The following is a 13,019-nucleotide window of genomic DNA, read 5'->3' on the forward strand; positions in this document are numbered from 1 at the left end:
TAGGTAATCGATTTAAATACTTTATTGGGCAGGGGTATAGGCAACTATACCTGTTTGGTTGATGCCAAACAGCCATTGGTCCTTCAGCTTGATAATACTACGTACATCTCCTTTTAATTTGAATCCTGATTGATGTTGTGGGATATATTTAAATCCACCTTGTCCATCCCCTTTTAAAAGGGTGCCATAGTTAGCATCATATTTCCCAAATCGCAATCTGGCATTTTCAATATTGCCACATAAGAGCAGGTCCATATTTCCATCTCGGTCAAAATCATCACATGCAATGGCCATGATCGGAGAGGCCTGAGCTTCCTGCGGTAAAGTGGCTGGGGTGTATTTCCCCGAGCTATTGCTTAAGAATACAGCGGTTTTTAGATAGTTGGCTGATAGTTCTTTTGCTCCTTTAAGTTCTTCTTGGGTAAATATATCAGCAATTTTTGCTTGAGCATAACTTTTATAGCTTGGAAAACGGGTTCTCATGCTGGCCATTTGGTCCAAAAGCTCATCTCTGGTAAGATAAGGAAATTTTTCACCTTGGATATAACAGGTCAAAATAGGATCAATAGAACCATTTTCATCGAAGTCTTTATAGAGCATTTCTGTAGGCTCTTTTTGATTGGCGTGTATCTGGGTATTGGTGCCTTGGTTTCCTATTATAAGATCCATTTGGCCATCACCATTAAGATCTTCTATTTCCAAGGTATTCCACCAACCGCTATAATTACCTTCAATATACTTGTCAGTGACCTTGGAAAGTTTTCCATCTTCTTGTTCATAGATACTGATGGGCATCCATTCACCTATAATGATCAATTCGTCCTTTCCATCAGCATTTAAATCGGCCCATTGTGCATCAGTTACTAGGCCTGGGGTCTCAAGCTCACTGGACACTGCTTTGGTTTGATCAGTAAATTTTCCTTTGCCATCATTGATTAATATATAGCTTCTAGGGGCTGCCGGGTACATTCCAGGAATAACTCTTCCCCCAACAAATAAATCTGGAGCACCATCTGCATTGATGTCTGAAGAGCTTACAGTGCCAGAACTTACCAGCATGCTTGGCAATGCGCTATTGGATTTTTTAAAATTGCCATTACCGTCATTGATATAAATCCTGTCTTGGAGATTTTTGTCCTCAGGCATAAAGTTGGAATACCCACCACTGGCCACATAAAGATCCAGATGGTCATCACCATTGATGTCTAGAAATATGGCATCTGTATCCTCACTGTCTTTGTCTGCTAAAAAGGCTTGTCCCTTTGATTTAGTGAAACTACCATTTTGGTTTTGAAGGAATAGGCTTGCTGCATCTCCTAGTCCGCCTCCAACAAAAATATCTTCCAGTCCATCGCTGTTTACATCAGCTTTGGCCATGGTAGGGCTGTTAAATGATAGAGGATTAACTAATAGAGGCTGCCTTTTGAAATCATTTATATTATTTCTGCTTAGGTTAGGGGTGATGGGTGATTGTGAAGTGGTGAATAGCGGAGAGTTTTTCTCTTCAGTCCTTTTTTTATCCAATGCATCAGCTTCTGAAATCGCCAAAGTTTGGTTAGGTTTGACATTTTCCAATTGCTGGATTTTTCCACTTTGCCACTCCACGCGGATGGAGTCTATGGTGTTGGCTTTTCCTATTCCAAAATGCATCATTGGAGAAACGCTGGACTGATAGCCACGGGTAGGCATTTGTTCTTGATAATAAACTTCTTGGTCACTATATATCCAGATTTTAGTGCCCAGTCCAAATGTGTTTTTGTCTTTTCCCTTTAGTTGTATTTTTAGGTATGCATTTTCTGATTGTGTATCACTTAGATTTTCAAATACAAAGGCCTCCAGGTTTATATTATTGACTACTAAGTCTAAATCACCATCATTGTCCAGATCAGCGTAAGCGGCGCCATTGCTGTTGGAAGAAAAGTCTAGTCCCCATTTCTTGCTTACTTTGTCAAATGTAAGGTCTCCATTATTTTTGAACATATAGTTGTGAAGGTTGGAAGAAGGGATTTGTTTGACGAGATCCAACACATTTTGCCTCCTGATATTACCATCGTTATTTTGGACATAATCTCCCATAAATTTTAGGAAGTCCATATTGGTATAATCCCGTAAATATCCGTTTGTGATATATAAATCCTTCCAGCCATCGTTATCAAAATCTGCAAAAAGTGCTGCCCAGCTCCAATCTGTATTGGATATTCCAGCCATTTGACCAATTTCACTGAATGACTGGTTACCATTATTGACCTGCAACATGTTTCTCATGTATTGATGGTGAAAGCCTACTTTGACTTTAAAGTCAAATTTTTCATAGTTATCAGGTGCCATGAGTAATTTTTGTCGATTATTATCCTCTGGCAACATGTCCAGTGTAAAAATATCTGGTAAACCATCATTATTGATATCAGCAACATCACTCCCCATGGAAAAGTGGGAGGTATGTCCCATTTCGCTGCCAATTACATCGGTAAAGGTGCCGTCACCATTATTGATATAAAGATAATCAGGCGCAGTATAATCATTACTTTCATAGATGTCGGGCCATCCATCGCCATTGATGTCGGCAACACCCAAACCCAAGCCATAGGAGAGGGCAGAGTTCCTGATCCCGGCTTTTTCCGTAACCTCAATAAATTTTCCATTATCATTTCTAAAAAGTTGAGATCCAGCAGGTGATTTTGATTTCAGTATTTCTGCTGTACTAGATTCATCGAGGACAGGAAGGGATTTGTGATTGTGGTTAAGCAGGTAAAGGTCCAGATCTCCATCTTTGTCATAATCAAAAAATGTCCCTTGGGTACTGGTTGCAGAACTAGCAATTCCATATTTTTCAGCTTCCTCAGAAAATTTGGGAATGCCATTTTTATCAGATCCCTGATTAATGTAGAGTTCATTTTTTCTTTTTTCTGGTCTCAAATTACCTGAATAGCACACATAGATATCTAGTAAACCATCTCCATTTACATCTGCCATGGTAACGCCCGTTTTCCAAGGCCCCTTGCGTCCTTTTGTACCAGAAGGGTTGGTGATGTCCTCAAATACCATTTCACCTCTGTTAAGATAAAGCTTGTTTTCTGACATATTAGCGGTGAAATAAATGTCATCAAGTCCGTCATTATTGATATCACCTATGGCTACTCCTCCTCCATTATAAAAATATTCGTACATCAGTACGTTGGTATTAAGTCCTTCAGTGAGTTTGTTCTGGAAGGAGATATTGGATTTTTTTGAATCTACTAATTCAAATAGTGGTTTTACGTTTGACTTAGGTTCATCCTGCTGCTTTGGTGGCTCGCAAGAAACAATCAAGCTAATGATGAGTGATAAGGTTATTCCTGAGTAGAGTTTGAGCATATTGGGTGTTTGTTGTGGATAATTAAATATAAAAAAATCTATACCAAACACTTAGGTTCGGTATAGATTCTTTATTAAAAATTAACAATAGGTCGTGGCTTAATCTGTATAGCCTGGATTTTGTACCAAGGCTCCATTTCTATTCATTTCATCCCTATGGATAGGTAGGAAATACATTTTGTCCAACCAAGTCCTGTTTTCCTTACCTGGATCTATGTTAACAGGTTGGTAAGAATAATTATAGATATCTGGATCATATCTATACAGGCTGAGTGACTCTCCTGGTTTTAATTCTCCAACGATATTGATGCCATTGGCTTTTCTTCCTAATGTTTCTTCAGGAATCATCCACCTTCTACAATCGTGATAACGTTGCTCCTCATAGGCCATTTCTATTCTTCTCTCATTACGGTATCTTTCCATTAAGGCGTCACCGGAATCGTTAATGGCTGGCATACCCACTCTATAGCGGATTTTGTTCAACCAATTTCTGGCTTCTTCTTCTTGACCCAATTCGATACAGGTCTCCACGTAGTTCAATACTGCTTCGGTGTATCTTAATACAGGCCAAGGAATCTCTTGCCAAGTGTTTTGATCAACAATGGCAGGGTCTGGATCAATGAACTTTCTCATATAATATCCAGTATAACTACCGTTCCAGTCTTCTATAGGGCCATTTCTTGTATCCAAGCCAAAGTGGATGACCGTTTCACCTCCAGAAATGATTTCGTACTGTCCAGTTTGGATTTGACCAAGAGGATCCCTTGGTTGGTTAGCTGAAGATCTTGGCTTCCACTGCGAACCATCATAAAGGATAGATGCATAGAACCTAGCATCCCTGTTGTCATAAGGTGCAGAGGCATGCTCAGGATTATCCCAATCGAATTCAGTACCATCCATCATTTCATAATCATCCACAAAATGTTGGATTGGCGTATTACCTGCCCAGTTATTATAACCGTTTGGCCCATTGAACAAGCCTTGGCGGCCACCGTTTTCCTGTTTGGCATTAATAAAATACCTGGCAAATATCAGCTCGTTTTCACCGCCATTTCTTGAAAGTGAATTATTGATATAGTTTTGGATGCCTTCTTCATGAGAAACAGGCCCATCTAAGTTCAATAAATTGCCATCTGCATTGTCCAAAACCGCTTTGGCAGCTGTTTGTGCCCTTTGCCATCTCTGGGTTCTGTCACCAGATGTGTATCCAAGGAATTCAGGATTAGAGTAACCGGATATCACAGAGGAATTTGCTGATGCAGTAGGGACATCATGAAGGTCACTGGCAGCATATAGTAGTACCCTAGACTTAAGTGCTAAGGCAGCAATTCTACTGGTGCGGCCAGAAGCCATGGATTTGCCATCCAATAAAGTTGCCGCATCGTCCAGATCAGTAACGATGAAATCCACACATTCTTCCCAAGTGTTACGGGCTGCATCATAGGATTCTTCACCTAATTCGTAGGGCCTGTCTACAATAGGGAATGCACCATAATATCTCAATAACTGATGACTATAATAGGCTCGCATGAATTTGGCTTCGCCCATCAGTCGGTCCACAATCCCATTATCATTCGGGAATTCTGGTTCGGTCAGGTTTTGGATAGCCACATTAGTAGCACGGATATAGCTGTACATATTTCCCCAAGAAAGGGTATTGTTCACCCAACCAATATCAGCAGGGTTTGATCTTGCTTCTGTGATCGTGGTGATTCCACGTCCAGGGTGCGTAAATATGGCTTCGTCAGTTAGAGAAGCTAGCATTTGCTCATCAAAACCACCATTTCCTAATCCCCGATAAATATCGGTAACTGCTGCTTCTGCTAAGGCTGCATCAGACCAAACATCGGATTCAGATACTTCTCCCAATGGGTCGGTATTTACAAAATCTGCACTACAGCTGCCCATCATCCAGGAAGACAGCGTAACTAAGACTATGTAGCTTATATTTTTAAGTTTATTCATCTTCGTGTCCATTAATTATTAGAAGGTGAGAGATAGGCCAGTATTAATAACTCTAGCTTGTGGGTAGTATTGACCAGTAGAAGCATCGGTTTCTGGGTCAAGAATTCCAAGCTTATTCATGAAGTTGGCCAAGTTCAATCCATTAGCAAATATTCTTAGGTTACTGATGCCTACTTTTTGACCTATTTCTACAGGTAGGTTATAGCCGATTTCAACATTTTTCAAACGGATATAATCAGCTTTTCTGAACCAGTAAGTGTTTCCATTTGAATAGTATTGGTCACTTCTGTTGGCAATTCTTGGGTGTTCAGTACTTGGGTTGTCCACAGTCCATCTGTTCTGATAGATATCCAAGAAGTAATTACCAATATTACCGGACTCACCTGCACTGATGTACTGGCGTGCACCAAAAGCTCCTTGGATCAAAACAGAAAGATCGAAGTTCTTATAGGAAGCCGTTAGGTTAATACCACCTTGGAACATTGGAATATTGTTTTGGTCCATTCTAACACGGTCATCTGGAGTGATGGCACCGTCACCATCATAATCCACATATTTCATGTCCCCAGGTCTCAATTCATTTGTGATAGCGCTGTAGTCCAATGTTTCTGAATCTATTGACGCCTGGTCAGGGAAAACACCATCATATTGGTATACCAAGAAAGTGTTCATTGGTTTACCCGTGGAGCGTTGCCATTCCGGAGCTCCTGGAGCTTCATCCCAGAAAAGGATTTTGTTTTTGGCATAACCACCATTCACACTTGCGCTATAATTGAAGTCACCTGAGCGGCCTCTGTAGCCCATTAGGAAATCAAAACCAGAGTTGGCTACCTCACCAATATTCTCGGCAGGAAGGGAAAGTCCTGTACTTTGAGGTACTGATGCATTTTTTCTCCATAAAATATTGGTACGCTTATTATAGAAATAATCCATTTCGAAGAAGATTTTTCCATCTAATAATTGACCTTCTATACCAATATTGGAATTATTGGCGACCTCCCAAGTAATGGCTGTATTGGGAACCCTAGTTTCAAACAAAGTTTTGGTCTCTGTTCCGTCAATGATATAACTATTAAATCCATAAGTGGAAAGGAACTGGTATTCCTGAAGGGTGTTTTCAAAATAAATTTGGTCATTACCCATCTGTCCCCAGCTACCACGGATCTTGAAGAACTCAAGTGCTGGAATCGCATTTTTAAAGAAATCTTCTTCAGAGGCTACCCAACCCAGCATGATGCCTGGGAAGAAACCAAATCGAGTGTCTTCAGGGAAGATATAAGAAGCATCATATCTCCAAAGGAACTCCGCAAGGTACTTTTCTTTATAGTTATAGGAAGCACGACCGAAATAGTTCAGTCTGGCCCTTTCGTAAGCACCACCACCATTATCTTTTTCCAAGTCACCACCGGCAAACATTTGGTCAATGGCAGGAGAGATAAAGTACCTTCTGAATGCAAAGAAATTATCGCCTTCTTCAGTTTCTCTATTTGTACCAGCCAAAATATTAATGGTATGGTCCTCATTGAATGTTTTGTCATAAGAGAAAACACCTCCCAAAAGGATATTCAGCTGATTATAGTGTTGCTGACGAAGTCTTGGTTCAGCAGGTCCTCTTTTACTAGGAACCAATACTGGAGTTACACCATCATCTTCAAAACCGCTGCCTCTTTCATAAAGTGTCCAGGGCGTTTCCCATCTTTTAAGGTCTCTGGATAGTTTATCTACGGCTGCCGTTCCGACAAATTTAAGACCTTCTACACCTGGGATCTTGATAGTCAATTCACCATTGGACTGGAAATAATCCCTTTTGTCTCTGTCGTAACCAGTAGCATTGGTGGTGATCACCACAGGGTTTTCTCCGTTTTCGATATCAGGTCCCGGAAGCCCGTTTGGCCAGTAGGCTGGTTGGTGAGGTTTACCTCTAACCTGCATACGGAAGATAGCTCCTGCACTCCTTGTTGGGAAGAACCTGAATTCTTCACGACCTAGTACACCCAGTTTGACACTGATATAATCGTTGATTTTTGCATCAAGATTAATTCTCATGTCATATTGTTTATAGCCAGTTGCCGCATTTTTATAATAAGCATCTTGGTTTTGATAGCCTAGGGAAGCCAAATATTTTACGTTTTCACTACCACCATTAAGTTGTAGGTTATGTCTTACCTGGGGAGACCATGTTTTAAGGGTTTCATCATACCAGTCTGTGTTGGGATAGTTCCATGGATCACCGCCGGCGCGATAGGCTGCAATATCTTCTGGAGTAAATGGAGCAGCTCTTTCTTGACCGTTCGGGCGGGTGTAGACACCTGTTGTTTTATAGGCGTCATTAGCTGCTTGCCATTCCTCTGCCGGTAATTCATAAACACTTAGGTCATTAAGCATTTCAGTGTACTGGGCGGCATCCGCCATATCAGGCAATACAGTTGGTTGACCCCATCCTTGGTTGAACTGATAGGATAGTTCTGGCTTGCCGCTTTTACCTCTTTTGGTAGTTACCAAGATAACACCATTTGCTGCTCTGGAACCATAAATGGCCGCAGAAGCATCTTTCAATACAGAGATGCTTTCAATATCATTTGGGTTAAGTCTTTCGAAACCACCTGCTCTGGCAGGTATTCCATCAATCACGATTAGGGCATTATTATTACCTAAAGTGTTTGAGCCACGGATACGAATACCTGATCCATCATAACCAGGCTCTCCGCTACGGTTTACAGCGACTACACCTGGCATTCTACCGGCGATGGAATTGGAAATGTTTGTAGCAGGGGATTTAGCTAATTCAGTACCTTTTACTGATGCTACGGAACCTGTGACGGTTTCCTTTTTTTGCTCACCGTAACCAACAACGACCACTTCTCCCAGAGATTTTAGGTCTTCGTTCATGGTGATAGATAGGTTGGTTTGATTGCCAACGGTTACATCTTGACTTTCAAATCCGATGAATGAAAAAGTTAAAACATTTTCACCCGGGTTTAAGGTGATTTTGAAATTACCATCCAAATCTGTGATGGTCCCTTTCGTGGTGCCCTGTACTAAAACAGAAACACCCGGTAAAGGTTGATTGTCTTCAGAAGAAATAACCGAACCGGTTACCTCTCTACTTTGTCCGTATGTTATCGATTGCACTGCTGTTAGAAACACCGTGCATAACAGGAGGACCCTCAACTTTTGTAGAGTTTTTCTCATGTGGGTTATTGTTAAAATTTGTTAAAAGGTTATAATAATATATTACATAAAAATGACTGTTTAATGGGACAATTGCAATACGTGATTTTTACATATAGATATTTTACCTTATAAATTTTTCAATATTATCAGTAATTGATAATGATTGTTTTAATATTAGAGGGTTATGACTGCTGATTTATTATCCGAAATCGGTTGTTGAGTTAAAATCATTAAAATCTACTAATAATATAATATTTCAATCGTTTGTTGAAATATATAATTTGGATTTTTTGCTAAAAAATGGTTATTATTTGGTTTTTATAATTGTTTTTTTGACATTTAAGATATGGATAAATGGTTTTAGTGAATCAATCCAAATAAAATTTTTTTGTGTGTAATTTACACTTAAATAATTCTCAGGTATTTTTTGTGGTAAAAAGGGAATTCTGACTAAGGGCACTTTCGTTTGCTTATTTAGTCATTTTTTTAAAGTGACGGGAATTGCAATAAATCATAATATATTGGCTCTATATGGTTTGCTGTGGGTAACTTTTACTTTTGTTTACCATATTCTAGCGCAATATTAACCTGATCGCCACTGCTACTTTTTTCCTACAGGTGAAAAAAGAAACCAGCCCAAAGGCCGGGAGGTAGGGAAATCTGTCGCTACGCCAGGGTGAACAGGTGGACATTTATCAATACATTTGGGGGCTTGAGGACCAGATAAGATATTATTTGTCATTAATGTTTAGCCACATTATTTCATATAAGGACTTATTTATATGTATGGCTACTATTGCACAGATACCAAATAATTTAGTATTGTCAATTGTTCCAGTTAAGTTTTGACTCTGTATAAATAGGGTTAAAACAAACGGTTTTGGCCAGTAATATCCTCAACTTTAGCAACCTGTTTCCTGACGGATCTTCTTGTGTCTCGTCATCAAGTAGAAAGGGAGTAAGCTATCCTCATCTGTTGGATTAATTCAAGCATTTACAATCTATCTGTTCCTTTTTAATGCATTTATTGGAGCCCAATGCTACAATTTGACATAATCAGGATTGAGATCTATGCGTTGATCAAAATCTGGTAAAAGAAAGAAAATCTTATCTGAGCCATCAGCTGCCCCAACCATTCTAAAAATCAAATCAGGTATTGGGCTCCTTTAGGGTTGAGGGAATGTTGGCTTATCACGATGACAAAAAAAGGCTTAGGCTTCTTTTTGCTAAAATATTTAAGGATATGTACCCATGCTCTTCTAGGACTTAAGGTGAGGGTAAGTTCAAGACGACCCGAAGATAACCCTAGGACTAGTCTCTGTTTCTGATAAGAGAAACACGGCTAAAACACGGGATAAACACGGCTTAACTAGGGGGTAAACACGGGTTAATGCATGAACGTTAAAAATGTTAAATTCATTAATATTGGACAGTTTTCACACCAGTCATCTGATTTCCCACAGCCAGTTCAGCCCATGTCGGGGATTCTTGGGATTTAGCTATCGGTAGAAAGGAAGAATCGATCATTTCTGTGAGATCTGTGCTGTCTTGGAGAGCATGTTTTGATTTGAATAGTAAAATGTACTGGTGCATAGCAGATATAATGCAAAGGGAATATGAGTAAACAGGAAAGAATTACTTGTTCTAAAATTTTGATTTTGTAATAAGCCAAGGTATATTTAAATCGTAAGGTTTAAATAAATGGAAAAGAATTGGCAGCTCATGGCTGTCCCTTCTTTAATTAACAGCTTCTTAAGGAAGCTTTTTTTGTGCCCTTTATTATGGGGAGAACAATTTTTAGAATTGGCCTAGCTAAATTTATTTACATGCATGCTTTTTATATCTTAGGATATGATTAATTTATTCCACTGAAACATGTACATTTTGTATGGGCAGTTCTTTTTATATCAAGTTAGTCGTCTTATTGAGTTTTTTCCTTCTGATATGTTATTTGAGTTCGGGGCAAGGAATAAGAGGAACTGTGAGAAACGAGGCTGGAGAATCATTGGCCTATGCGTCCATATTAATAAGAAATCTTAATGATGGGGTTCCTACTAATCAAGAGGGAGTCTTTGAAATTGAATTGGCCCCAGGGTATTATGATGTCATTGTTCAGCATTTAGGTTATGAGTTTGCTCAAAGAAACATTGAAGTAAAAGGTGCTTGGGAGGAAGTTGAATTTGTCCTGAAGCCCCAAGTTTATGCTTTGGAGGAGGTTGAAATCAGGGACGATGCTGAAGATCCTGCCTTAACGGTGATGAGGAAGGCAATTGCCAAAGCAAAATACCATAGGCTTCAGGTGGCAGAGTATAGCATGAAGGTATATATTAAAGGAACGGGAGAGTTGACGGACGCACCGTTTTTTATGAAAAAGAAGCTCAAAGACGAAGGATTAGCACTTAATGAAGCCTATACTTCGGAGTCCGTTTCAGAGATTACTTTTAAACAGCCAAATGAAATTTCGGAGAAAGTAATCAGTATCCGGACCACTGGGGAAAATAATCAAACCAGTCCAGCCCCTTATATTGGAGCAAGTTTTTATGGAGATAAGATCAATGAGGTGGTATCGCCATTGTCCAATTCTGCATTTGTATACTATAGGTTCAGGCATGAGGGTACATTCTATGAAAACGGGGTCTTGGTCAATAAGATTAGGGTTAGGCCAAGATCAAGGGGGGAGCAGGTGTTTGAAGGTCATATTTATATTATTGAAGACCTTTGGGCGATTCATAGTTTAAGCTTAAGCACTAGTATTATGGGGTTTGATATTGGTGTGAAGCAGCAATATGCATCGGTCGAGAAAGATGTTTGGATGCCTTTGACACATGTTTATACTTTTTCGGGCAAATTTTTTGGATTCAAAGGGCATTATAAATACTTGGCCTCAACCAGGGATTATAAGATCAGATTAAATCCGGATTTGAAAGTAGAGACAGCAATACTAGATGAAAATATTGAAAATATCCCTGATGATGTAGAGGAAATAAATGCAAGAAGCATTTCTGTAAAAGATTTGGGAGATATGGAGCAGATGAGTAGAAAGGATTTTAGAAAAGTGATCAATCAGTATGAAAAGGAGCGTTTAAAAGAAAGGAATGATGCTGAAGTCATTGCTAAGAGGGAATATAGTATTGATTCATTGGCTGAAAAGAGAGGGATGGCTTATTGGGATAGTATCAGGCCTGTGAAATTGACCCAAAAAGAAATTGAGGGGTATAAAAGGGATGATAGTCTGGCACAAGTGGAAGCGTCAAAAAGATCCAATGTGGACTCCCTTGCTGACGGGGTCAAGAGAAAATTCAATGCCCTCGATGTTTTAGGAGGGGGTAAATATTATTTTGGAAATGGATTGTCCGTCGGATTTAGTCCAAATTGGAGCAAGATATCTTTTAATACAGTGGAAGGCTTTAAAATAGGTTTCGGAGGTTATTTTAAGGTGGAGAGGGAGGATAGTATTTCTTTAAATTCAAATTCATGGAGTATTAGTCCTGAACTACGGTATGGCTTTTCGAGCAAAAAATTTTATGGTACTGTGGACTTTAGAAAATCCAGAAAGGAAAATGAAGGGGAGATGTCTTACGGTTTAAAAGGTGGGAGTTTTATTTATCAGTTTAATTCCAATAAACCAATTAATGAACAGGTGAATGCCTTTTACTCTCTCTCTTTCCGGCAAAATTATATGAAGCTTTATGAACAAAGGTTTTTAAAACTTTATTTTGATCATAAAATCAGTGAGGTGTTTGATTATAAGTTGTCTCTTAGCTATTTGGACAGGGGGGAGTTAGAAAATAACAATAACTACAGTTTCTATAACAAGCCGGGGAGGGAATATACCTTAAATAGACCGGCGAATATAGAAGCAGTGGATATGGCTTTTGAGCCTAACGAATCATTGATTTTGGATTGGGAAATGCAGTGGAGGCCTGGGTTGAAGTTTTATGAGCGAAACGGTGAAAGATATTCCCTTAATAATACTGCTCCACTAATTAGCTTTGTTTATAGGAAAGGCTTGGCAAATGTAGGTTTAGAGGATGCTGCTGCCAATTTTGATCAATTAGAAATAGGTATAAAACATGGTTTTAAATTTGGGGTGAGTGGTAAGCTTGACTTCAATATTAAAGCAGGTGATTTTGTCAATAGAGAAAAGCTTTATTTCATGGATTATAAGCATTTTGGAGGAAATAGAACAGTTTTTTCCAATATGGGTACTGTGAATAATTATCGATTCTTAGATTACTACCGGTATAGTACCCAGAGGAATTATATTAGTTCTATTATTCATTACCAGTTCAGAAAGTTTCTTTTTACACAATTTCCTGTATTAAGGTTTTCGGGGATTAGAGAAAACCTGTTTTTTAATTATCTTAAAACAGAGGAGAGTCCTCATTACTGGGAGATAGGATATTCTTTGGATAATTTGTTCCGTTTATTCAGAGTAGAATTTGGAGCTGGATTTGAAAACAGCAAATATCAAAGAAGTGGGGTGCGGATAGGTGTAGCCTCATTTATCAATATTGATTAAAAAA

General features: G+C 39.1%; 5 protein-coding genes. 1 reads left to right on the plus strand and 4 read right to left on the minus strand.

Features of this window, described 5'->3' with window-relative positions:
- Positions 1–21: 21 nt before the first annotated feature.
- The 4 genes from H7U17_RS02535 to H7U17_RS02550 all read right to left on the minus strand — a co-directional run bounded on the left by H7U17_RS02535 (position 22) and on the right by H7U17_RS02550 (position 10,086).
- On the minus strand, positions 22–3,354 hold the full coding sequence (locus tag H7U17_RS02535; RefSeq protein ID WP_186754449.1) for a VCBS repeat-containing protein: 3,333 nt from the start codon (positions 3,352–3,354) through the stop codon (positions 22–24).
- 99 nt (positions 3,355–3,453) lie between these two features.
- On the minus strand, positions 3,454–5,319 hold the full coding sequence (locus H7U17_RS02540; protein ID WP_186754451.1) for a RagB/SusD family nutrient uptake outer membrane protein: 1,866 nt from the start codon (positions 5,317–5,319) through the stop codon (positions 3,454–3,456).
- Between the two features lie 18 nt (positions 5,320–5,337).
- Positions 5,338–8,511: a SusC/RagA family TonB-linked outer membrane protein gene (locus H7U17_RS02545; RefSeq protein ID WP_186754453.1), complete on the minus strand. Its 3,174-nt coding sequence runs from the start codon at positions 8,509–8,511 to the stop codon at positions 5,338–5,340.
- 1,401 nt (positions 8,512–9,912) lie between these two features.
- On the minus strand, positions 9,913–10,086 hold the full coding sequence (locus tag H7U17_RS02550; protein ID WP_186754455.1) for a hypothetical protein: 174 nt from the start codon (positions 10,084–10,086) through the stop codon (positions 9,913–9,915).
- A 295-nt stretch (positions 10,087–10,381) separates the two neighbouring features.
- On the opposite strand from H7U17_RS02550, the gene H7U17_RS02555 reads away from it, so the two are divergent.
- Positions 10,382–13,015, plus strand: a complete 2,634-nt coding sequence (locus H7U17_RS02555; protein ID WP_186754457.1) for a DUF5686 family protein — start codon at positions 10,382–10,384, stop codon at positions 13,013–13,015.
- Positions 13,016–13,019: the final 4 nt, after the last annotated feature.

This window comes from Echinicola salinicaeni (assembly GCF_014280965.1).
Classification (GTDB): domain Bacteria; phylum Bacteroidota; class Bacteroidia; order Cytophagales; family Cyclobacteriaceae; genus Echinicola; species Echinicola salinicaeni.